Source organism: Qipengyuania vulgaris, assembly GCF_009827325.1.
GTDB lineage: Bacteria > Pseudomonadota > Alphaproteobacteria > Sphingomonadales > Sphingomonadaceae > Qipengyuania > Qipengyuania vulgaris.
The window spans coordinates 359,189-380,705 of record NZ_WTYC01000001.1 but is presented as its reverse complement, the minus strand read 5'-3'; the positions used below and the strand labels follow the sequence as shown (position 1 = coordinate 380,705).

Annotated in this window: 22 protein-coding genes and 1 other RNA gene; 9 read left to right on the top strand and 14 right to left on the bottom strand. The window is 60.0% G+C overall.

Translation table 11 applies throughout. The annotated features are described in order from the left end of the window. Window position 1: 1 nt before the first annotated feature. Window positions 2-346, top strand: a transfer-messenger RNA (tmRNA) gene (ssrA, locus tag GRI69_RS01950). 42 nt (window positions 347-388) lie between these two features. On the opposite strand, the gene GRI69_RS01945 is transcribed toward ssrA, so the two are convergent. The 6 genes from GRI69_RS01945 to GRI69_RS01920 form a co-directional block, all read right to left on the bottom strand. Then, entirely contained in the window at window positions 389-748 is a 360-nt protein-coding gene (locus tag GRI69_RS01945) for a response regulator (RefSeq protein WP_160726627.1), read from the bottom strand. 8 nt (window positions 749-756) lie between these two features. Beyond that, window positions 757-1,806: a PAS domain-containing protein gene (locus GRI69_RS01940; RefSeq protein ID WP_237452888.1), complete on the bottom strand. Its 1,050-nt coding sequence runs from the start codon at window positions 1,804-1,806 to the stop codon at window positions 757-759. A 120-nt stretch (window positions 1,807-1,926) separates the two neighbouring features. Beyond that, complete coding sequence (locus GRI69_RS01935; protein WP_160726625.1) at window positions 1,927-2,181, bottom strand: hypothetical protein; 255 nt, start codon at window positions 2,179-2,181, stop codon at window positions 1,927-1,929. A 144-nt stretch (window positions 2,182-2,325) separates the two neighbouring features. After that, window positions 2,326-3,576 carry an N-succinylarginine dihydrolase gene (locus GRI69_RS01930; protein ID WP_160726624.1) on the bottom strand — a complete coding sequence of 417 codons (1,251 nt, stop codon included), beginning with the start codon at window positions 3,574-3,576 and terminating at the stop codon, window positions 2,326-2,328. After that, entirely contained in the window at window positions 3,573-4,589 is a 1,017-nt protein-coding gene (locus tag GRI69_RS01925; RefSeq protein ID WP_160726623.1) for an arginine N-succinyltransferase, read from the bottom strand. The genes GRI69_RS01930 and GRI69_RS01925 overlap by 4 nt, the downstream gene beginning before the upstream one ends. Beyond that, the gene (locus GRI69_RS01920) at window positions 4,586-5,794 is read right to left on the bottom strand and encodes a hydrolase (RefSeq protein ID WP_160726622.1); all 1,209 of its coding nucleotides are present in this window, start codon (window positions 5,792-5,794) and stop codon (window positions 4,586-4,588) included. Before GRI69_RS01920 ends, GRI69_RS01925 begins: the two co-directional genes overlap by 4 nt. A 133-nt stretch (window positions 5,795-5,927) precedes the next feature. On the opposite strand from GRI69_RS01920, the gene GRI69_RS01915 reads away from it, so the two are divergent. Beyond that, on the top strand, window positions 5,928-8,024 hold the full coding sequence (locus tag GRI69_RS01915; protein WP_160726621.1) for a malate synthase G: 2,097 nt from the start codon (window positions 5,928-5,930) through the stop codon (window positions 8,022-8,024). Window positions 8,025-8,097: 73 nt separating this feature from the next. Next, complete coding sequence (locus tag GRI69_RS01910) at window positions 8,098-8,652, top strand: PilZ domain-containing protein (RefSeq protein ID WP_160726620.1); 555 nt, start codon at window positions 8,098-8,100, stop codon at window positions 8,650-8,652. On the opposite strand, the gene rsmA is transcribed toward GRI69_RS01910, so the two are convergent. The 4 genes from rsmA to GRI69_RS01890 form a co-directional block, all read right to left on the bottom strand. Next, window positions 8,649-9,470, bottom strand: a complete 822-nt coding sequence (rsmA, locus tag GRI69_RS01905; protein WP_160726619.1) for a 16S rRNA (adenine(1518)-N(6)/adenine(1519)-N(6))-dimethyltransferase RsmA — start codon at window positions 9,468-9,470, stop codon at window positions 8,649-8,651. The genes GRI69_RS01910 and rsmA overlap by 4 nt on opposite strands. Next, window positions 9,463-10,476 carry a 4-hydroxythreonine-4-phosphate dehydrogenase PdxA gene (gene pdxA, locus GRI69_RS01900; protein WP_160726618.1) on the bottom strand — a complete coding sequence of 338 codons (1,014 nt, stop codon included), beginning with the start codon at window positions 10,474-10,476 and terminating at the stop codon, window positions 9,463-9,465. The genes rsmA and pdxA overlap by 8 nt, the downstream gene beginning before the upstream one ends. Next, window positions 10,473-11,816 carry a peptidylprolyl isomerase gene (locus GRI69_RS01895; protein ID WP_160726617.1) on the bottom strand — a complete coding sequence of 448 codons (1,344 nt, stop codon included), beginning with the start codon at window positions 11,814-11,816 and terminating at the stop codon, window positions 10,473-10,475. Before GRI69_RS01895 ends, pdxA begins: the two co-directional genes overlap by 4 nt. Window positions 11,817-11,942: 126 nt before the next feature. Then, entirely contained in the window at window positions 11,943-14,303 is a 2,361-nt protein-coding gene (locus GRI69_RS01890) for an LPS-assembly protein LptD (RefSeq protein WP_160726616.1), read from the bottom strand. Window positions 14,304-14,403: 100 nt separating this feature from the next. Between GRI69_RS01890 and GRI69_RS01885 the strand changes: the two genes are divergently transcribed. The 6 genes from GRI69_RS01885 to GRI69_RS01860 all read left to right on the top strand — a co-directional run bounded on the left by GRI69_RS01885 (window position 14,404) and on the right by GRI69_RS01860 (window position 18,040). Then, a complete protein-coding gene (locus GRI69_RS01885; protein ID WP_160726615.1) occupies window positions 14,404-15,861 on the top strand; it encodes a leucyl aminopeptidase in 1,458 nt (485 codons plus the stop codon). A 14-nt stretch (window positions 15,862-15,875) separates the two neighbouring features. After that, on the top strand, window positions 15,876-16,028 hold the full coding sequence (locus GRI69_RS01880; protein WP_160726614.1) for a DUF2256 domain-containing protein: 153 nt from the start codon (window positions 15,876-15,878) through the stop codon (window positions 16,026-16,028). A gap of 21 nt (window positions 16,029-16,049) precedes the next feature. After that, on the top strand, window positions 16,050-16,490 hold the full coding sequence (locus GRI69_RS01875) for a DNA polymerase III subunit chi (protein WP_160727013.1): 441 nt from the start codon (window positions 16,050-16,052) through the stop codon (window positions 16,488-16,490). 39 nt (window positions 16,491-16,529) lie between these two features. Next, window positions 16,530-17,048, top strand: a complete 519-nt coding sequence (locus tag GRI69_RS01870; RefSeq protein ID WP_160726613.1) for a hypothetical protein — start codon at window positions 16,530-16,532, stop codon at window positions 17,046-17,048. A gap of 83 nt (window positions 17,049-17,131) precedes the next feature. Next, window positions 17,132-17,554, top strand: coding sequence for a nucleoside-diphosphate kinase (ndk, locus tag GRI69_RS01865; protein WP_160726612.1), 423 nt, complete (start codon window positions 17,132-17,134; stop codon window positions 17,552-17,554). A 93-nt stretch (window positions 17,555-17,647) separates the two neighbouring features. After that, window positions 17,648-18,040, top strand: a complete 393-nt coding sequence (locus GRI69_RS01860; protein ID WP_160726611.1) for a nuclear transport factor 2 family protein — start codon at window positions 17,648-17,650, stop codon at window positions 18,038-18,040. Here GRI69_RS01860 and GRI69_RS01855 read toward each other — a convergent pair. Genes GRI69_RS01855 through purM form a run of 4 tightly spaced genes read right to left on the bottom strand, consistent with a single transcriptional unit; the run spans window position 18,037 to window position 21,485 of the window. Continuing rightward, the gene (locus GRI69_RS01855) at window positions 18,037-19,227 is read right to left on the bottom strand and encodes a sulfotransferase family protein (RefSeq protein WP_237452887.1); all 1,191 of its coding nucleotides are present in this window, start codon (window positions 19,225-19,227) and stop codon (window positions 18,037-18,039) included. The genes GRI69_RS01860 and GRI69_RS01855 overlap by 4 nt on opposite strands. Then, window positions 19,224-19,430 (bottom strand): hypothetical protein, encoded by a 207-nt coding sequence (locus tag GRI69_RS01850; RefSeq protein ID WP_160726609.1) that lies wholly within the window; start codon window positions 19,428-19,430, stop codon window positions 19,224-19,226. The genes GRI69_RS01855 and GRI69_RS01850 overlap by 4 nt, the downstream gene beginning before the upstream one ends. Further along, entirely contained in the window at window positions 19,430-20,395 is a 966-nt protein-coding gene (gene purN, locus GRI69_RS01845) for a phosphoribosylglycinamide formyltransferase (protein WP_237452886.1), read from the bottom strand. The genes GRI69_RS01850 and purN overlap by 1 nt, the downstream gene beginning before the upstream one ends. Beyond that, window positions 20,388-21,485 (bottom strand): phosphoribosylformylglycinamidine cyclo-ligase, encoded by a 1,098-nt coding sequence (gene purM / locus GRI69_RS01840; RefSeq protein WP_160726607.1) that lies wholly within the window; start codon window positions 21,483-21,485, stop codon window positions 20,388-20,390. The genes purN and purM overlap by 8 nt, the downstream gene beginning before the upstream one ends. Window positions 21,486-21,517: the final 32 nt, after the last annotated feature.

The window sequence follows — 21,517 nt, the reverse complement described above, 5'->3', positions numbered from 1 at the left end:
TACACTTCACATTAAGCGATCGATCGCTATATGGGAGTCGCCGGTTTCGACCGGATATGGCGATAAATGGCGCTGTGTAATAGGTACAACGGACCCGGGGGCAGTACCCGGCGGCTCCACCATAACCCGCGGAAAGATCGCGGTTTCTGACGGGGCCGAACTAGGATCGACGTGTGCTGAAAGACAGTGTTTTTGCCCGGGCTGAGTACCCCGTAAAACTGTTCGCAACACACAAGTGCCAACGATAACGAAGCACTCGCTCTCGCAGCGTAATTTGACGGCCTAACGGCCTGAATTTACAAAGCTAAAGCGCGGTTGGACCCACCGGGCAACAGAAGCGGATTCCGGGGCTCCGGGGGTAGCTAGCAACAGAAACCCCCACCTTCATTCAGTCCTGCGTTTCATCCGCGAGTTTCACAATTTGCGAGACCACGTCGTCGGCCGGCCTGGGCTTGGCAATGACGGGTGCCTTGAGCCCCCTCAGATGCTCTCCCGCACGGTCGAGATCGCCCGTATGCAGCACGAAGGGGATCGAAAGCTCCTTGAGCTTCATTGCCGTGGGCTCGCAGGTCTGGCCGCAGCCTAGATTCACGTCGAGTATCGCACCCTTGATGATGCGGTCCGCAATGTGGGCGAAAGCCTCTTCATTATCGACTGCGGATACGGCCGAATATCCGGCATCTTCGAATGCGAACTGGAGATCCATCGAGATGAAAGGCTCGTCTTCGAGCACAAGAAAGGTGTTCATGTAGAGGCTTATCCGTTCGAGATCGGAATGATGAGTCGAGCTTTCAGCCCGTCGGGCTCCCAATCCCGCTCGAGCACTCCGCGCGAGTGAGCAAGGAGTGAATCGGCAATGTTGAAGCCGGTACCGTTGGAGTCAGGCGGCCCATCGATCTTCGGCCCTCCGCTTTCTACCCAGTCGACCTGCAGGGCGGCCCGGCCGTGTTTATCCTTGGTGTGTTCCCAGGAAATTTCGACGGTGCCGCCGTCTTTCGACAGCGCACCATATTTCGTGGCATTGGTCGCCAGCTCGTGCAGTGTCAGGCCGATAGCAGAAATAGCATTGGGTTCGGTTCGCACGCCGTTGCCGTTGAAATGTACCCGGTTTCCTTCCGGGTCATAGGGAGATAGAACCGAACGAATGGCTTGCCCGACGTGGATGGTCCCGAGCGCCGCTTCGTCTAAAGTGGGTTCGTAGGAGCGGCCAAGGGCCTGGACGCGTTCGTTGATTTTGACGGCCACTGGCTTTGCATCCATCGACCGCCCGGTGATGTTCACGATCCGGCCGATCACTGCGAAGACGTTTTTCAGTCGGTGAGATACTTCTCTTGCCATGGCCTTTGCATGGCGTTCCTCGTCCCTCGATTGATGGACGTCGGTTACATCCCACTGGCTTCCGAAGAAGTATTTGAGCTTGCCTTCCTCGTCGTAAATCGGCCCAAGATGGAGCGTATTCCAGAAGGTCGTTCCATCCTTGCGGTAGTTGAGAAGTTCCACCACCACCACGTCTTCGGTGCGGATCGCCTCGCGAATCTTGTCGACTTGCCTCTGGTCCGTATCCGGGCCCTGAAGGAAGCGGCAGTTCCGCCCGATGATATCTTCTGCATCGTAACCGGTAAGCTGCTGGAATGCCTGGTTGCAAAAGACGATAGGATCATCGGCGATATGGGGATCGCTCAGGCAGACGGCCATGCGGGTCTGCGCCATGGCCTGTTCGAACAGCAGTCCAGTTGAACCGGCGAATGGACCTGACGGATGCCCGAGATCCTTGACCGGTTCATGGGCCTGACGCGAAGGCCGCAATTGGCCTCTATCGTTATTTCCCCGAGACATGGGTGTCCTCGATCCTACCGGTTAATCCAATCGGTAATACTGATAAATTAGAGATAAGGTTCCGCTCCCGGGCGGAAAGCCCGCCGTTGGCTAGTTTCTTGGAGCCGCTTTTTGGGGTTCGGCTTTCTTCGATTCGCGCTCGTACCGGATCGCGTCGAGAATTTTCGCACCGCCAAGGAATACCGCACCGGCAGTGGCTGCCATCAGGAGGTATCCGCCGACACCGGGGTATTCGACGGTATATTGAGCGCCGCGCGTCATCGCGCCCAAGGCAAGGGCGTAGATGATCAGATACGCTTCGAAGCGCGTCTTGATCACGAACAGCCTTTTGACTTTGGTCCACATGGACGCGTTACGCTCCTTCCTTAACCTTCCTCTGTGCAATGCCCGTGCCAGAGACACGTTCCTGCCCATTTGCGTGGTTAACCAGGGAACGAATGTAAGATCGCCCGACGCGCTGTCGAGGCGATTAACCTTTGTGAGCCGGGATTATACGAGAGTGTCCAAGGATAGGACACTGAGCAAAGCTTCGCGTGCTTCGATTACGCGCTTGGCCAAGGCATCATCGCCGATCTCGGCGGGCTCTATCGTCTCGGGCCACATTTCTGCGATCACGGCCTCGATCCGCTCGGCCTTGGCCTCGTCGAGCATGAAGCGCTGATCCACCGTCGCCGGGTCCGCCACCACGCGAAGGCGCAGGCAGGCGGGGCCGCCGCCGTTGGCCATGGACTGACGCACGTCGACAGGAATGACCTTGCGGATCGGCCCGTTGCCGGAGAGCATGTGTTCGCACCAGCTCCACACGCTCGCACTTTCCTGACATTCGCTCGGCACGACGAGCGCCATTTCGCCGCTCGGGAGGGTGATCAACTGAGCATTGAACAGGTACGTGCGAATGGCTTCTTCGAGGCTGACCGCACTGTCCGGCACCTCGACCACTTCCAGCGAGGGAAATGCCGCTCGGATTGCTCCGTAGGCGCCTTGCTGGTCTGCAAACGCGCGCTCGTGCGTGAACAATACGCGTTCGTTCGCCACGGAAACGACGTCGTTGTGGAATGCGCCCGCTTCGATGGCATCCGGGTTCTGTTCAATGAAGACGCATTTGTCTGGATCGAGGCCGTGTAGGCGCGCAATGGCGCGGCTGGCCTGTTCATGCTGACGGGCAGGGAACTTGCCACCCTGCCTGCCCCAGACGAACACCTCGACCCCGGGCGTACCGTGGCCTTCGCAGAACCGCATGTGGTTGGCGGCGCCTTCATCGCCGAACGCAGGAAGGACGGCGTCATGAATGGTGAAATGCCGTTCGTCGCCGAAGGCCAGTTTGAGCTGCGCCTGCGTATGGCGCCATTCCTGTGCCCGGTGCGGCATGGTCACGAGGTTGGCAGGCGTCAGGTGGCAGCGGCCATCCCTGGTGTCCGGCGCGGGGCTGACCGTGGCCGCATTGGCGGTCCACATGCTCGATGCAGACCAGGCGGCCGCGAGAAGCTGGCGAGGCGTGCTGTCGTCGATTGCCAGGTCTCGCATCAGCTGGAGATTGGGTCGGGGCAGCGGCAAGAGAAATCCCTGAGCCAGACCCAAGGCCATATTGGAGCGCATCTTGGCGATGCCCTGCAGCGCTGCGGCGCGAGGAAAGGAAGCGTCGCCCTTGTGACTTGCACTGGCGATATTGCCGAGGCTGAGACCGGCATAATTGTGGCTTGGACCGACGATACCGTCGAAATTGATCTCGACGAGGCTCATCGCGCCACGCTCCAAACGGTGTCTCCCACGCCGACCTCAAGTGCAGTGGCGCTGATTTCGTCGATCGACACACTGCCATCCTCGCTGAAATCCCGCATACCGTAGGCTGACTTGAAGCCGGAGAGTTCACCCGTGGCAATCAATGCGCGTTCCCCGATGTCGAGATCGGTTGCAGCCACGCGTGCTGGCTTTGCCTCGCGGACGCTTTTCACCTGATCGGTACGCGCGGTCATAGTGGGGCCGCCATCGAAGATGTCGACATAGCCTTCGGCCGAAAAACCTTCGTTCTCAAGCATCCGCATCGCCGCGCGCCCGGAAGGGTGGGGTACGCCGATCACTTTCCTCGCCTCGTCATCCAGCATGGCTACATAGACCGGATGCTTGGGCATCAAATCGGCAATGAACTGGTTTCCGTTGATCGCATTGAAATAATCGGCCTCTTGGAAGGTCATGCCGAAGAAGCGCCCGGCAACGCCGTCCCAGAAGGGTGAACCACCGCGGTCGTCGATCACTCCGCGCAATTCCGCGATTATGCGATCGGCGAACCGGCTGCGATGCATCGCGACGAAGAGATAGCGGCTACGTGCAAGAAGCAGGCCCAGCCCCCCGGCGCGTTCACCCGGATGGAGAAATAATCCACCGACTTCGGACGACCCTTCGAGATCGGTTACCAGGCTGAGCAATTCGGCGCGTACCGTACGGTCGAGTTCTTGGCTGTGCTGGGTCAGCGTGGTCAGGCGATACGAGTAGAACGGCCACTGCTGTCCGACCTGGCTGAACAGTTGGCAAGTGCCGCGAACCTGGCCAGTCTCGGTGTTCTCCAGCACGAGTGTGAACTGGTCGTCGCCCAGATCGCCGTCGGTTCGTGAGAACGCTTCATCGGCGCGATTGAGCTTCTTGGTCAGCGCATTCCGGTCGGCAGGCAGGTTGGTAAAGCCGCCACCGGTCAGCTTGGCCATTTCATAGAGGTGTTCAAGATCGTCGATATGCGTGGCGCGCAGGCGAAAGGTCACAAATGGTCTCCGGTGGATAGCTTCGTGAGGACCAGCGCGGAGAGTGCCGCACGCTCCCGCAGCGAAGATACGATCATGAATTCGTCGGGGCTGTGGATCGCCCCGCCGCGCACGCCCATGGTGTCGACCACAGGAACGCCGGTGGCGGCGATATTGTTGCCGTCGCACACCCCGCCGGTGGACTTCCAGCCGATCTGCTGGCCGAGTTCGGCGCCGCATGCCTTCACGAGGTCGAACAGGCGTTGGGCCCTGTCGTCCACCGGTTTGGGTGGCCGTGTGACCCCGCCATGGCGGTGGATGCCGACTTCGTGCTCGGCTTCGATACCCCTGAGGATCGCGCCAAGCTCACCGTCAAAACGGTTCATGGCGTCGGTCGACTTGGGCCGGATATTGAAGCGCAGGATGGCGAGATCGGGCACGACATTGTTCGCTGCGCCGCCTTCGATCTTGGCAGGATTGACGGTAATGTCCTCCGCCTCGAGCCCTTTGATCTTCAGGACGAGATCGGACGCCGCGACGATGGCATTGCGCCCGTCCTGCGGGTTGCGACCTGCGTGGGCGCTGCGCCCGGTAATGGTGATCGAGTAATTGCCGGTTCCGCCGCGCGCGTGGGCGAGCGTGCCGTCGGGCAGGGCGCTGGGTTCATAGGTCAGAGCGGCGTATTTCCCGCGCGCGAGTTCCTCGATCAATCCGCGGCTGGCGAGGCTGCCCGTTTCCTCATCCGAGTTGATCATCACCTCGTAGCCCACTCGCGAAGAGCCTTCGATCGTCTCGAATGTCCTGAGCGAATGGAGAATGATATTGAGGCCGCCCTTCATATCCGCCGTGCCGGGGCCGTTGATGGTGTCATCGTCGAGCCACTTCACTGTCTGGAAGGGGTGATCCGCCGGAAACACGGTGTCCATGTGCCCGGTCAGCACGAAGCGGCGTTCAGCCTCGGGCCGCACACGCAGGACAAGGTGCTTGCCATGCGGCTTTTCGTATTCGCGGCCCTCGGCGGAAATCGCGGTAACCGTTGCAGGCTGCACCAGTTCGACATCGCCGGGAAGGGCAGAGAAGGCATCGGCCAATACGCCTGCCATTTTCTCCAGTCCCTCGATATTCGCCGTGCCGGTGTTGATCGCGGACCAATCCTGCACTTCGCGCAGCATCGTGTCCGCATCGATTGCGTCTAGAAAGGCTTGGGGCGCAGTATCCGGTTTCATCGGCAACTTCCTTAAGGCTCGCGCGGGTCAAGTCCACCCCGCACCTTGCATTCGTCAACCACTGGCGGCATAGGTCGTACCACTCCTCCCCGGGTCTACATCGCCAGTCGCACGATCTACCCAGAGGAGTTCCATGACCAATTACGTGACCCGCGCCGGTATTCAAACCGATCCGGCTCTTGCCGAGTTTTTCGAGCGGGAGGTTCTGGCTCCGCTGGATCTCGATGTGAACCAGTTCTGGGAAGGGTTTGCCGGTCTTCTCGGCGAATTCGCTCCCCGTAACCGCGCCTTGCTAAACAAGCGCGAGGAACTGCAGGCGAAGATCGATGCCTGGCATATCGAACGCAAGGGACAGCCGCACGATGCAGGTGCCTATCGCCGCTTTCTGGAAGAGATCGGCTACCTCGTAAGCGAGCCGGGCGAGTTCACCATCGAGACAAGAAACGTCGATCCCGAGATCGCAACCATGGCTGGCCCGCAACTCGTCGTGCCCATCCTCAACGCCCGCTTCCTGCTCAACGCAGCCAACGCGCGCTGGGGCAGCCTATACGATGCGCTTTACGGCACCGATGCACTCGACGCTCCGCCGGCAAAGCCGGGCGGCTATGACGAGGATCGCGGCGCGGCCGTTATCGCGCAAGGGCGAAAGTTTCTCGACGAAACGCTGCCACTGGCGGAGCGGAGCTGGGCCAATCTTGAAAGTGAAGATTACGGGAATCTGATAGATCAGGAGCAGTATGTCGGACGTACCGACAAGGGTCTCCTGTTCCGGAATAATGGTTTGCACATCGAGGTGCAGTTTGATCGGGAACATCCGGTAGGTCGCACAGACAAAGCGGGTATTTCGGACATCGTCCTTGAAGCCGCGCTCACCACCATCGCCGATTGCGAGGATTCGGTCGCGGCAGTCGACGCCGAGGACAAGTTACTGGCCTATCGGAACTGGCTTGGCATCATCCGCGGCGATCTATCGGAAAGTTTCGACAAAGGGGGAAAGACCGTCACGCGCGAGCTGGCAGGCGACAAGCATTTCACCGATGCGAACGACACGCGCCGCTCCCTTCCGGGCCGCAGCCTGATGTTCGTGCGCAATGTCGGCCACCTGATGACCAACCCTGCCATACGCTGGGACGGAGAGGAAATTCCCGAGGGTATTCTCGACGCGGTCGTGACCAGCGCGATTAGCGCGCAGGACATCGCGGGACTGGGGAAATACGGCAATAGCCGCAAGGGTAGCATCTATATCGTGAAGCCCAAGATGCATGGGCCGGAGGAATGCGCCTTCACCAACGACCTGTTCGATGCGGTAGAGGATCTGCTCGACCTGCCGCGCCATACTATCAAGGTCGGCGTGATGGACGAGGAACGCCGCACCAGCGCCAATCTTGCTGCCTGCATCCACGCGGTGAAAGACCGGATCGTCTTCATCAATACCGGCTTCCTCGACCGTACCGGCGATGAAATCCACACTTCGATGAAAGCGGGCCCGATGAAGCGCAAGGGCGAGATGAAAAACTCTGCCTGGCTCAGGGCTTACGAGGCCCGCAATGTCGGGATCGGCCTTGAGCACGGTCTTTCGGGCCGCGCACAAATCGGCAAGGGCATGTGGGCCGCCCCGGACCTTATGGGGCAGATGATGATCGAGAAAATCGGTCACCTGCGCGCCGGAGCAAACACGGCGTGGGTGCCAAGTCCGACCGCTGCAACCCTGCACGCCATCCACTATCTCCGCGAGGATGTATTCGAAATCCAGAAGGGGCTGGGTGATGCGGCGAAGCTCGACGAACTCCTGACCATACCACTGGCCGACGGGGCCAATTGGTCGGCTGACGAAATACGGGAGGAACTCGACAATAATTGCCAGGGTTTGCTTGGCTACGTCGTGCGCTGGATCGACCACGGAGTGGGCTGTTCAAAGGTCCCCGACATCAATGATGTAGGGTTGATGGAAGACCGTGCGACTTTGCGCATTTCCAGCCAGCATATCGCCAATTGGCTTCTGCACGGGGTGATATCCCAAGAGCAGGTGATGGATTCGCTGCGGCGGATGGCCGCCAAAGTGGATCAGCAGAACGCTGGCGACCCTTTTTACGAACCGCTGCTCGAAAACGAAAATGGTCCGGCGTTCAGTGCCGCCAAGGATCTTATTTTCAAGGGTGTCGAGCAGCCCAGTGGCTATACGGAGCCCCTGCTTCATCAGTGGCGACAGCGCCGGAAAGCGGCTTTCTGAAACTTCGGTCAAGCATATGGTAAGCGTTTGAGGATAGGCGGATCCCGGCACTATAAGAAAGGGGTCGCGAACCTTGCCTGCCGATGGTTTACACAATCGCCGCGAAGAGCGGGTCGACCTGCTGGTGCAGGCGAATATGCATGCCCTACCGGGCAACTCCGTGGTGCGGTTATGCAATCTGTCCCCAGTGGGCGCTCTGATCGAAGGACAGAGTTTGCCGAGCATCGGCCATGAGGTCGAGCTGAGACGCGGGGCATTGTCCGCGCCCGGCCGGATTGTCTGGCGAGGCGTCGATCAGGCCGGAATATCCTTCTTCGAACAGGCAGAAGTGGCAGACTGGTTTCCGGACGCTCCGCCACAGGCGTCCGTGGACCGCGCATTCCAGCGCATCATGGAGGAATTTCGCGAGCGGGACGAACCTGCCAGACGCGCGGTGCCCGCGCCGCTTCACAGGTCCTTGATCACGATCGACGATATGGATCGCGTGGCGGCCTCGCTCGACGAACTGGGCGATGCGCTGGCCGACAATCCGCAAGTTGTGGTGCAGTTTGCCGAGAAACTGCAGACGCTGGATATTGCCGCGCAGCTGCTGCGCAAGCTGTCAGCACAGGAGAGCCAGACCTCCTAGCTTAGCTTTCGGGCGATCGCCACGAAGTCTGACACCTCGAGCGTTTCAGCACGCCGTTGAGTATCTAGTCCCAAGGCCTCCAGCGCGCCTAAAGCACCGGGAACCCCCTTGAGACTTTGCCGAAGCATCTTGCGCCGTTGACCGAATGCTGCCTCGGTCACACGTTCCAGAACTCTGGCGGAAACGCCCTTCGGCATAATGCCCGGTTCCACGTGGATGATAGCACTCATCACCTTGGGCGGCGGCGTGAAGGCGCTGCGGTGGACTTTCATCGCCAGCCTGGCCTGCGCACGCCATTGGGCAAGAACCGCAAGGCGTCCATAGGCGGACATGCCCGGTTTCGCGACAATGCGCTGAGCGACCTCCTGCTGGAACATCAAGGTCAGCGAGGTCCATTGCGGCGGCCAGAGTTCCCCGCCCATCCAGCGTGTGAATAGCGCGGTACCGACATTGTACGGCAGGTTGGAGAGGATCGCGAAGGGTTCGCCGCCCATCAGTTCGTTGTGGTCCAGTTTGAGTGCATCTCCTTCGATCACACGCAATCGATCAGGGAAAGCCATCGTCAATTCGGACAAGGCAGGAAGGCATCGCCTGTCCATCTCGATCGCCGTGACATCGGCTCCCGCTCGCAGCAACGCACGTGTCAGCCCGCCCGGTCCGGGCCCGATCTCGAGCACGCGTTTTCCCTCGAGGCTGCCCGGCACTGCTGCGATGCGGTCCAGCAACTGTTCGTCAAAGAGGAAATTCTGGCCCAAGGCCTTGCTGGCCGAAAGTCCATGCCGCGCAATGACTTCGCGCAGGGGAGGGAGGTCAACCATGGGAGGCGCGTCGCACTGCCATTTCGCCTGCCATCCTGAGGGCGGCAATCATGGCTCCGGGATCGGCGATACCTTTCCCGGCAATATCGAAAGCCGTCCCGTGATCCGGGCTGGTTCGAACGATCGGAAGGCCGAGAGTGACGTTCACACCCTCGTCGAAATCGAGCGCTTTGAGAGGAATGAGCGCCTGGTCGTGATACATGGCGAGCGCAGCGTCATAAGTTTCGCGCGCGCGAGGCGTGAAGACGGAATCCGCGGAATGGGGACCGGTAATGGAGAGGCCGTCGGCCAGCAGTTCCGCGATGGCAGGCGCGATGATATGCGATTCCTCGTTCCCGAAACGCCCGTCTTCGCCAGCATGGGGATTCAGGCCGCAAACGGCGATTCTCGCGTTCTCTATGCCGAAATTGCGCCGGAGGGCGGTGGCCACAATACGCGCCCGTCTGATAATCAATTCCTGTGAGAGGCGCTTGGGTACGTCGGCAAGAGCGCAATGAACTGTGAGCGGGACAGCGCGAAGGCTGGGACCTGCCAGCATCATGACGGCATCATCTTGGTTCAGACCGCAAAATTCGGCCAGGAATTCTGTCTGACCCGGAAACTCGAATCCAACGGCGGCCAATTGAGCTTTCGCCACCGGCGCGGTGACTACCGCTGAAGCCTTGCCCAGAAGGGCAAGGCGAGTGGCTTCGGCCAGCGAGTGCAGTGCCAGGGCCGCACCCTCTTCGGTCGGCTCGCCGGGTGTATATTCGGCATCCGAAGTGTCCAGGACCGGCAGGCGATCGTTGAACACTTCGAGTGCTTCTTCTGCGCTTCCGACCAGACATATGATGTCCTGGAGGCCACGAGTGCACGAAGCCGCATCAAGAACCCTTGCGCCGCCGACTACGAAAAACGGCGAAAGCCTCTCTTCCTGGCGTCGCGCCCAGCTTGCCGCGATAATTTCCGGCCCTATCCCCGCCGGATCGCCTAGCGAGACGGCGAGGGGAAGCAGCAAGGCGGTCAATTGTATTCGATATAGGCGTCGTTGCGGAGATCGCGCAGGTAGCGCTGCGCAGCCTTGTTAATCCGCTCATCCTCGATCTGCGCCATCAACTCTTCGAAATCCGGTCCTGATGTAGTTTCCGGATCGTCGCGACCGCACAGCATCAAGACCCGTACGCCTTCTTCGACCGAACCGAAGGGAGGAGTGGTCTCGCCAACCTGAAGGTCGAGGATTATCTGTTGCAACTGCTCCGGCAGAGCGCGGGCACGGATCTGGTCGTTCGTTACGACGTTCGCACCCAACGCGGCAGCCATTTCATCGACACTGCCGCAGCCCTTCAAACTCTCTAAGCCAGCGGTGAAGCCCTGTAGTTTCGCCTGGTTCTGCTCGATGGGAGCAGCGGGATCGAAAGCGATCTGAATCTGCTTCAAGCTGAGCAATGCATCACGCGGATCAGCCATAAGTATCTGCCGCTTGTCGCGCAGATAGACGATCCAGTAGCCGCCCGGTATCGTGATGGGTCCGACCAGTTGTCCTGCCTGCATCTGGCTCACAACGGATTCAAGCTGCGGGTCGCCCAGTTGTGCGAGGCTGATCCAGTCGAGGTCACCACCGACGGCGGCAGTAGACGCTTCCGAGAACTGACGGGCATATGCGGCAAAACTTGCACCCTGGCGGAGTTGTTCAACGATCTTCGCTGCGTTGGCTTCGACAGCCGCCTCGTTCTCAGGTGTGGAGGAAAGGAAGATTTCCCAGAGCCAGTATTCGTCCGTTCCCTTCGACGCTTCGAGCCGCTCCATCATCTCGTTGACCTCTTCCGCCGAGACGTTGACGAAGAACGCAACCTTCTGGCGGAGAAGGCGCTGCCACGCCAGTTCGCCGCGAATCTGGCGCTTGAGCGAGGCGGAAGAAGATCCGACTTGCGCCAGATAGGCTTCCATGTCTTCGACGCGCTGGTTGTTCTGCGCCGCGACACGGGCGAAAGTCTGATCCACCTCGGCATCCGAAATCACGATTTCTTCGGCTTCTGCGGCCTGGATCTGCAATGTTTCGTCGATCAGGTTGCGCAGCACCTGCGCACGCACACGCTGAAGCTCCTCATCGCTGATTTCCGCCTGATTGGCATTGAGCAGCAGGGCGACACGGCGATCAAGATCGGTGCCGGTGATGACGTGTCCGTTCACAACAGCTGTCGCTTTGCGGACATTCGGATTGGGATCGGCCAGCAATGTGGGCTGGTCTGGTAAACCCAACGGATTTGCCTCCTGCGCGGCTCCTTGCGCCAACACGTTCGGTGCGGAGGCGGCAAGACCCAATGCGGCAGTAAAACCCAGCAGTTTCGTTACGATATTTGCGTTCACGCGTGTATTCCCTTGCGGCGCCTGATTTGCGCCCGAGTAGTCAAGGCCTGCACGAGGCCGGCTTAACGGTAGCTGATTGCGCGGTGCCGGATAGCGTGTTTGCCACGCGCTGCCAACATCACCGCTTCAGCGAAAACCGAGATTCTTCAGGCTGAAATACAGCTGGAATGTATCGCCCCGCCGTGCATCGCCCGCCGAGATATAGTCCCGCCGCCAGGTCACGCCCATCTCAAGGCAATCGTCCTGATAGGCGAGCCCCAGCCGTGTGCGGATCGGCTGAAAGCCGTCGCTCGACAAAGTGGGGTCTTCCTCCCGATCCGTAAGGTTGAACACGCCCGAGCCGAAAACCGACCAGTAATTGGCGAAGGCCACACGAACCGCGGCGCGCAGTTCTTCCCGGTCCTGCAGGTCTTCGACGCTGGTGATGTTACGGTCCAGTCGAAGGTAGCCGACTTCGGCGTAGGTTCGGCTGGAACCCACCGTCGCGTCGAATTCATTCCGCCTTACTGCGAGGTTGTCCTTGTCCAGCCGGTAACGGTGAGTCAGCTTGACGAAATCGCGATATCGTATCTCGGTACGGCCCACGAAATCGCTGACCTTTTCGGATAGGCCGGTTCCGTCAGGCAGGATTTCGCGATCGTTGTCGAGCCGGTATGACTGTCCGAGCGTGGTGAAAAGCTCCCAGCCTGGTCGGCGCAGATTCCAGTCGAACCCGTAAGTGACACGGGCGCCATCCTCAATCCGGTCGTAGCCCGGGAAACGGTTGAGCGCGAAGAGATTGGAGTCTTCCAGATCGATGGCGCGCGCATCCTCGTTCGGGATAGCCATGTTCTTGATATCCGGCGTCGCCACCAGTTGGACGCGCGGGGTGAAGACCTGCTGACCCCCGAGAAATTCGCCAACGAACGGCCATTCAACGTCGATGGCGCCCAAGGCCACACCGCGTGTCTCCCATCCGGGGTTCCCACGGTAAGAGGCCGTCTCGTTCAGGAAATTGTCGTCCGAGTGGTAGACGTCTCCGCGCAATAGCGCGGTAGCTGTCACCACCTGGCCGAGACCGGTAATCGCTTTCCGGCTCCATTCGGCCTTCGCAAATGCGCGTTCGGTGTCCTGCCCTGCCTTGCGCATGATCGCGAGACTGTTGAATTGCAGTTCGATCAGTCCACCGGCGATCGGATCATCGATACGCTGGCGCCAGTCGATGACGGGCAAAGCTACCGGAACCTGATCCTGATCCTGGTTGAGGCGCAGGGTCTGGGTCGCCCATCCGGCAATCGACAGATAGGAATCGTTGTCGATACGTTCCAGATCGACCATCGACCGCAGACGGTCATCGCGGCTGATATCGTAGCGCCGCAGGAAAGTCTTGTCGCTGGCAAGTCTGATCGAGCTGGTCAGGCTCCATTCGGGGGTAAACTGGAAGCGACCGTTTGAGAAAAGATATCCTCGCGGATCCGACTCCGAATTATCGGTCAGACCGGTAAAATCGGAAATGCGCCGACTGTGGGTGGCATAGCCGGTAATCTGGTAGGCGCTCTTGTCCGTCAGGTGGCGCCATTGTGCCGAGACCATCGGCGTTGTTTCGGTGAACAGATAGGCCGACAAGGTGAGGTCCTTGTTATCGGCCATGCGTATGTAATAGCTTCCCGAAACCTCGACACCGTTGTTTTCGGAGATGCGCAAATCGGGGACGAGAAAGCCCGACACCGGCCCCCCATCGGTTCGCACCGATAGGCCCGGGAGTGGGAGAATGCGCGCTCCGAAAAGCTCAAGATATGCTCCGCGGAAGCGAACCTGAGAATCCGATGGATCATAGGTCACCCGGTCGGCAGTAATGCGCCAACTCGGTTCCTTTTGGCAGCCTTCGGGCGTCACGATATCACAGGCGCTGTACGCAGCCTGTTCCAGCGAGATCGTGCCGTCGCTCTCGCGAACGCCACGATTTGCGGCGAGGCGACCGCCCTGTCTGAGTGCGAGAAGTAGGTCTTCCATCGCGCCAGCTTCGAACTCGTCGGTTAATTCGACGCTTTCGGTATATAGCTGGTTACCGTTCTCGTCGACGAAGCGGACATTGCCGCTGGCGGTGATTACACCTGTGCGCTGGCTCCAGCTGACGGTATCGGCGCGCAAAGAACGGTCACCCGATCGCATCAGGACGTTGCCTTGGGCAATAGTGACCTGTGCTTCTGAATCGTAGCTCAGAATGTCGGCAGCGAAGGAAATCTGGCGTTCGCCCGCAGCGTTGTATTCAGCACCTTCTGGCGGGAGGTTCTCGTCGGATGCAATGATGACCGGATCCTGAGCATCCGCGGGAGCGTCGGGAAAATCGCCGGGGCTTTCGCCTTCCGGTTGTTCGATCGTAACGGTGCCAGTCGCTGCGCCATCCTGAGCCAGAACCGGAGTGCCGGACAACAAGGCAATGGCGGCCCCTGCGGTCCCCCACAAGTGCATGGCATCGATGGAGGTTTTCGCGCGCGCCCGGTGCATGGCTTGCCTATCGCACCGGCCACGCCTAATCGCAATCGCGTTCATCCGGGATGCCCACGATTTGGGCGCTTTTCGGTCATCAGAGAATTCGGGAGAATCCATGCACATCCAGTTTAGCCAGTCCCGTCCGCAAAGCGCGCGCCTCATTGCGCATGTGGTAGACAAGGGCAAGCTTCCTTCCGTCACGAATGCCGCCATGCGAGCCGGAGCCGATGCCGCGCGGTTCAAAGGGAGTGCGGGCCAGACCTTCGACGGTTTCATCGAACTTGGCGAAACGGTTGCCCGGCTCGCCATTGCAGGTGCCGGTGACAGGAACGATGAGGCGCGTCTCGCAAATTTGGAAAAAGCAGGTGCCGCGCTCGCAGGTAAATATCAGTCCAGTGGTGACAAGGAGATGGTCCTCGACCTGTCCGAAAGCGGGCTGTCGGCAGACGAAGCGGCGCATGTCCTGCTGGGTCTGCGCCTGCGCAACTGGCGCTACGATGTCTATCGCACGAAGATGAAGGACGAGCAGAAGATCACGCTCGAAAGCGTCACGGTAGTAGGCGCTCCCGATGGTATCGAGGCCTCTTGGTCCGACACAGCGGCTCTTGCAGAGGGCGTCGAGTTTACCCGTGAGCTGGTGACCGAACCTGCCAACATCATCTATCCCGAAAGTTTCGTGGCGCGCTGTCAGGAACGTTTTGAAGGCACGGGTGCAGAGCTGATCGTCCTTGACGATGCCCAGATGGAAGAGCTTGGCATGGGCTCGCTGCTCGGCGTTGGGCAGGGTTCGTCGCGAGATTCACGTATCCTCGCGATCAGGTGGAATGGAGGTGGCAGCGAAGCACCCGTCGCCTTCGTCGGCAAGGGTGTGACCTTCGACACCGGGGGAATCTCGATCAAGCCCGGACCCGGCATGGAAGACATGAAGTGGGACATGGGCGGCGCAGGCGCGGTCGCCGGCGGAATGCTGGCGCTCGTCAAGCGCAAGGCGAAGGCCAATATTGTGGGTGTCATGGGGCTGGTCGAAAACATGCCCGACGGGAATGCCCAGCGTCCGGGCGACGTGGTCACTTCCATGAGCGGACAGACGATCGAAATCCTCAATACCGATGCCGAGGGGCGTCTTGTACTCGCCGATGCCCTTCACTGGACGCAGAAGGAGTTTCAGCCTTCGCGCATAGTGGACTTCGCGACTCTCACCGGCGCAATCATCGTTTCGCTGGGCCATGAATATGCGGGGCTGTTCTCGAACAACGACCAGTTGTCGAAGGATCTCGCGGACGCTGGCGAAGCGGTGGGCGACAAGGTCTGGCGCATGCCGATCGGCAAGGCTTACGACAAGCTGATCGACAGCCCGATTGCCGACATGAAGAATATCGGCGGCAAGGCGGCGGGGTCGATCACGGCCGCACAATTCCTCCAGCGCTTCATCACCAACGATACACCCTGGGCGCATATCGACATCGCTGGCATGGCCTGGTCGGATAAACCAGGCCGTACTTGGGGCAAAGGCGCCACAGGTTACGGCGTGCGCCTGATCGACCGCCTCGTTGCCGACACGGCCGAGAAGTAATCGGGCATGGCGTCATGGTGAAGATGAGACGCAAGGCAGACCTTCCAACGAAGGTCTGCGCCACTTGCGGCCTCAGCTTCACTTGGCGCAAGAAATGGGCGCGCGACTGGGACAACGTGCGCTATTGCTCGGAACGCTGCCGCCGGAATAAGCAGGCAGGCGACTGACCGAAGCGAAGGGAGCGACCCATTCTCGTAGATTTCTACCAGCTTAGTCGCGACCCGGTCGACGTCACTGTGGCGAAGCTCGCCCGGAAGGTGTTGCAGGCGGGCGAGCGGCTGGTGGTGGTCGCTGCGGATGAGGTGCTTCGCCATAGGCTTTCCGAAGCCTTGTGGCAGCAGGGCAATGGCGGGTTTCTCGCCAATGGCCTGGCCGATGGTCCCCATGCCGCACGCCAGCCGATCCTTATTTCGGCGACATGCAGCGCGCCGAATGAAGCGCGCATGATAATTCTTGCCGATGGGCAGTGGCGTGAGGAAGCAATCACTTTCGATCGTGCAATGCTGCTCTTCGATGCGGAAAGTGCCGACGCAGCGCGCGGACTATGGCGCGAGCTTGCTGAGCGCGCCGACATCGATAATCGCATCTTCAAGCAAACTCCCGAAGGCAATTGGCGCGAAGGTCGCTGATTCGCAGGAACTTGGGGCCCTTTCGCCCGTCGATTAGGGATGAAACATACCTCTTCCTGCCTTGCGTTGGCCGTACTTCTCCTTTCCGCCTGTAATAAGCCGGACGAGGGTGAAAGCGCAGGCGGCGAAACCGAAAGTACCGAAGCACTTGGCTCTTACGACATCAATCCTGAGAGCGGCGAAGTGCGCGCAACGCATACCGATGCGGCGGGAGTTACCACCACTATGTGGGCCGGAAAGGATGTACCGACCGAGTTAGCCGATCCGTTCTTACCCTATCCCGGCGCTGAACTGGTCAGCACCACCCGCGTTGATCAGGGCGACGGGTCCTTTGTTACGCTGGATTTCACGACGCCGGATAGGCGTAACCAAGTCGTCGCCTTTTATCGCGAACTGGCGTTAGACGCGGGCATTGACCCTGAAATCGACATCAGCGGCGAAAATGCGACTACGTTGGGAGGTGAAAGCCCCGATGGCGGGATCAGCTTTACTCTCAGCGTCAGGAGCGACGGCAGCCGAACGGAGGGGCAACTGAGTGTTGCCAGCGGTTTCGAGTAATTCTTGCCCACTGACGCGCGCAGCGCTAGGGGCGCGCGCGAGAACTCTCTCCCCCAAGACATCAATACGCAAGGAAATCAATCATGGCGGTTACCCGCACCTTTTCGATCATCAAGCCCGACGCCACCCGTCGCAACCTGACCGGCGCAGTCACCAAGATGCTCGAGGATGCCGGCCTGCGCGTCGTCGCTTCGAAGCGCATCCAGATGACCAAGGAACAGGCCGAAGGCTTCTACGCAGTGCACAAGGAACGTCCCTTCTTCGGTGAACTCGTCGACTTCATGATCTCGGGCCCGGTCGTCTTGCAAGTCCTCGAAGGTGAAGACGCCGTGAAGCGCAACCGCGATGTGATGGGCGCCACCAATCCGGCGGATGCCGACGAGGGCACCATTCGCAAGTCCTATGCGGAATCGATTGAAGCGAACTCGGTCCACGGTTCCGACAGTGACGAGAACGCCAAGACCGAAATCGAGTTCTTCTTCGCCGAAGACGAAATCGTCGGCTGATTCTCTGGCGGAGAGCGGACTTTTTCGAAATTCTCCGCAGGAAAACAAATGTGTTATTGAACGGGCGCATGTTTTGCTAAGCATGCGCCCGTTATGGTTTTCGGGTCGCTCCTTCTCAAACGTCCACGCGCTGTGCGCGAAGAGAAAGTGCGCGAGCTGGCCGATGCGCTCAACGCGCTCGACTACCGGCGTGTCACCAAGCTGCTGACCGAAGATGTTGTAGTGTCCAAAGTAATGGGATGGCGTACGCGAGGCATCGATGCCTTCGTCGAAAAGGACCGTGCGTTTCGTGCAGGTGTCGGTCGGCCCAAGATCAGGATCGACGAGGTGATCCACCACGATGACGAACTCCTCGTCCGGGGTAGCCTTGAAAGTGACCTACCCGAGGTCGGGGGCCCCAGCATGTGGCGCATCGAATTCCAGGGTTCGCTGATCTCCAGCATTGAAATCACGCGATTAGAGAACCTCGGTCCCGCCGCAGCCTAGGCGAAAAATTCCTTCATCATTTTGCCGTGTTGCACGTGGGAATCTCGCCGTAAACGTCCTTGTTCGCCCGCCACCGATTGCTCTGCTGCCGAGGTGAACTCCAGACCGAGTGTTTTATAGGCCGCTGCTATGGTCCCGCGCCAGTCTCGCCCAAGATCGGCGAATTGGACGTAAGCTGTAGCACCGCCGAAGCCGCGCAATGCCTTGTGCATTCGCTGCTCGCGGAGCCCTAACTTGCGGACCCATTCGCTCTCCAGCGCGGTCAGGTCGCGACGGTCGCTCTGAAAGGCCATCTGGCTGGCGACCATCGATACGCTGCTCGCCAGCACTTCCTGGAAGTCGCGGTGACTCTGCACGACCCGTGCATCCGGGAACTGCGCAAAGAAGGCAGCGGCATCCTCCGTAAATTGGGGGCATTTGAGGACGCGGGGTAAATCCGCATTCCCTCTGATGGCAGCATCGGTTCGCAGTATCCGTGCGAACTCTCGATAGACGGGGCCAGCGTCTCGTTCCTCGTTGAATGCGACAAAGGACGGGATATGCCACTGGGCCTCGAAGGCGGGCGGAGAAAGGGCGGCGCTGAGCCAGCCGATTTCCTCGTCGGTGCGGGTGGGGCCGAAAGGATGGAGCGCGTCCAACCAAGGATTGATCCGACGCGCCATAAAAAGCGCCCCCCAAGCCTTGATCGGCCTCAGGTCGGGCGTGGCGGGTACCGGGTCATGACTGTCACAGAAGCGTGTTCCCGCATGGCGCGGGTCGGCAGCAATCAGGCGTTGCAAACGCGTCGTACCGCTTCGCATTTGCCCCAGAATGACAATCGGCGCAGCGATCGGCGTTTGGGCAAGCGCCGGCTTCTCCAGCCACAGCCGGCCCAACGCGTGCCGCTTGCGAACCGCGTTTTTCAACTGACCATAAGCCATGGTATGGCCGAGCGCGTTAAGCTGCGCTTCCCGGTTGAGAGAGGCACATATGCGCTCGAGCCTCAGGCGGAAATCGGCAACATCCTCTTCGCTGCGGATCGAATTTTCGTCTTCAGGCGCATAACCCTTGCTGCCGGCTCTCCAGATATATTCCGGCTCGAGGCTGGGTTTTTCGTCCCAGCCGCGCGCCCACACTTCGGAGATCAGCCGGTTGGCACGCTCGGCCATCGTCGAACGGGTAAAGGGATGTGGGCGCGGAGGGATCAACGCCGCCGGTCTTTCCAGTGCGCGTAAAAGGCTTGGCCCAGTTTGCGCAGCAGATGCGCACCGATCAGCACGCCCGCAGTGATCAGGACAGCGTCGACCATGTCGATTTCTTCGGTCTGCCAACTGTCATCCGGCTGGAGCGCGATCATCGCGAACGCAAGAACTGCGAGGAGGAAAAAGATGTAAGGTGTAAGGCGCCCCATCAGAATTCTTCCGCCACGTTCATGAGCCTCGTTACGGACTTCGGAGCGATGCTGCGCCAGCTTCGTTCAAGCCATTCGCCGACATGCTCCCAGTCCAGGTTCGGGCGGTTGAGGATGAGCCCAATCCATCCGCTCGCTCCATAATACGCTGGCTTGAAATAGGCGTGCGGCTGCGCTTCGACGAGATTCAAAAGTTCGTCCATTCCGCTTGTCTTGACCAGCAGGGCGACATGATCGCTGCCGTGATGCTGGTCATTGAAGTAGGCGAAATACTTGCCGGATTTCTCGCTCCCTGCACGCCAGCCGGGCGCGCCATGACTTTCGCGTTCATGTGTCTGCGGCAAGGCAAGGGCGAGCTTGCGGACCCGTTCGAGCAAGAACGAAGGATCGCTCTCGCGGCTGACGTAATCGCCAAGGATGCGCGGATAGAGCTGGTGTTCGGCATAGCGGACCCGCTCGGCCAGACTTTCTGCAGTTTCTCCCTCGCGGATCGCGACTTTCATCTGGCCAAGCACTTCGCCGGCATCGAGATCAGGCGTAACGAGATGCACGGAAACTCCGCCATGGCTATCGCCTGCATCGATCGCACGCTGGTGAGTATCTAGACCCGGATATTTCGGCAAAAGCGAAGGGTGGATGTTGAGCATTCTCTCCTGCCAGCGCTTCACGAACCGGTCGGTGAGAATTCGCATATAGCCGGCGAGAATTATGTAGTCGGCCCCGGCTTGTCGCGCTGCCTTTTCCATTGCCGCCTCGTGGTCGGCACGCGGCATCCCTTGGTGCGACAAGGCGAAGGTGTGCACACCTTCTGCCGCAGCCAATTGCAGTCCGTCCGCGCTCGGATCGTTTGCAGCCACGAGTACCACCTCATAAGCTGCTTCCGGCAGTTGCGAAGCATACAGAAGGGCGGCCATGTTGCTGCCACGACCAGAAATAAAGATCGCAACCTTCGCCTTGTCAGCCAAGGTGCACGGCCTCCCAGTCCGCGCGGGCCGACCATGTGCCTTGCGAGCCGCGAACAGTACAGCCCTTGTCGCCGTCGACGATCCGGCCGATTGGCAGGACATCCTCCCCTGCCTCTTCGAGGCGGCTGCGGACGAGTTCGACCTTCGACGGGGCGACCGCGAGAACCATACCGACACCGCAATTGAAAGTGCGGGCCATTTCACCGGGCTCGATGTTTCCCTGGGCCTGGAGGAACGCCATCAGTCCGGACTGCTCCCACCCGTCGGCATCGACCTGGGCGTGTGCACCCTGCGGAAGTACGCGGGGAATGTTCTCCAGCAATCCTCCCCCGGTGATATGGGCCATGGCATCGATCAGCCCGTCACGCACCAGCGGAAGCAGTGTCTTCACATAGATCCGCGTCGGTTCCAGAAGGATCTCGATCAGCAGCCGTTCCTGATCGAAGAGGGCCGGACGATCGAGCTTCCATCCCTTGTCCTCTGCAAGACGGCGCACGAGCGAGAAGCCGTTGGAATGCACGCCGGAACTGGCAATACCGAGCAGGATGTGGCCAGCAGCGACGCGTTCGCCGGTCAGTTGTTCGCCGCGTTCGACCGCTCCGACACAGAAACCGGCGAGATCGTAATCCCCGCCGGCGTACATGCCCGGCATTTCTGCGGTCTCGCCGCCGATCAGCGCGCATCCGGCCTGCTTGCAGCCCTCTGCGATGCCCGCGATCACGCGTTCTGCAACACCGTTCTCGAGCTTGCCGGTGGCGAAATAGTCGAGAAAGAACAAAGGCTCCGCGCCCTGGACGATAAGGTCGTTCACACACATTGCGACGAGGTCGATCCCCACCGCGTCATGCCGGTCGGTATCGATGGCGAGCTTCAGCTTTGTGCCGACGCCATCGTTGCCAGCGACCAGTAGCGGGTCCTTGTATCCAGCAGCCTTCGGATCGAAAAATCCACCGAAGCCGCCGATTTCGCCGTCCGCTCCGGGACGCATGGTGGCTTTTACCAGCGGTCCGATCGCCTTGACGAGCCTGTTGCCCGCATCGATCGAAACCCCGGCCTGTTCGTAGGTATAGGAGGGCGTATCGCTGTTCATCCGAGCGCCTTTGCGCAATTTGCCAACAATTT

Excerpts from the sequence above, each read along its gene's own strand:
- GRI69_RS01945 (WP_160726627.1), bottom strand. The coding sequence starts at position 748 with ATGAACACCTTTCTTGTGCTCGAAGACGAGCCTTTCATCTCGATGGAT.
- GRI69_RS01935 (WP_160726625.1), bottom strand. The coding sequence starts at position 2,181 with ATGTGGACCAAAGTCAAAAGGCTGTTCGTGATCAAGACGCGCTTCGAA.
- GRI69_RS01930 (WP_160726624.1), bottom strand. The coding sequence starts at position 3,576 with ATGAGCCTCGTCGAGATCAATTTCGACGGTATCGTCGGTCCAAGCCAC.
- GRI69_RS01920 (WP_160726622.1), bottom strand. The coding sequence starts at position 5,794 with ATGAAACCGGATACTGCGCCCCAAGCCTTTCTAGACGCAATCGATGCG.
- GRI69_RS01915 (WP_160726621.1), top strand. The coding sequence starts at position 5,928 with ATGACCAATTACGTGACCCGCGCCGGTATTCAAACCGATCCGGCTCTT.
- rsmA (WP_160726619.1), bottom strand. The coding sequence starts at position 9,470 with ATGGTTGACCTCCCTCCCCTGCGCGAAGTCATTGCGCGGCATGGACTT.
- GRI69_RS01890 (WP_160726616.1), bottom strand. The coding sequence starts at position 14,303 with ATGCACCGGGCGCGCGCGAAAACCTCCATCGATGCCATGCACTTGTGG.
- GRI69_RS01885 (WP_160726615.1), top strand. The coding sequence starts at position 14,404 with ATGCACATCCAGTTTAGCCAGTCCCGTCCGCAAAGCGCGCGCCTCATT.
- GRI69_RS01880 (WP_160726614.1), top strand. The coding sequence starts at position 15,876 with ATGGTGAAGATGAGACGCAAGGCAGACCTTCCAACGAAGGTCTGCGCC.
- GRI69_RS01870 (WP_160726613.1), top strand. The coding sequence starts at position 16,530 with ATGAAACATACCTCTTCCTGCCTTGCGTTGGCCGTACTTCTCCTTTCC.
- ndk (WP_160726612.1), top strand. The coding sequence starts at position 17,132 with ATGGCGGTTACCCGCACCTTTTCGATCATCAAGCCCGACGCCACCCGT.
- GRI69_RS01860 (WP_160726611.1), top strand. The coding sequence starts at position 17,648 with ATGGTTTTCGGGTCGCTCCTTCTCAAACGTCCACGCGCTGTGCGCGAA.
- GRI69_RS01850 (WP_160726609.1), bottom strand. The coding sequence starts at position 19,430 with ATGGGGCGCCTTACACCTTACATCTTTTTCCTCCTCGCAGTTCTTGCG.
- purM (WP_160726607.1), bottom strand. The coding sequence starts at position 21,485 with ATGAACAGCGATACGCCCTCCTATACCTACGAACAGGCCGGGGTTTCG.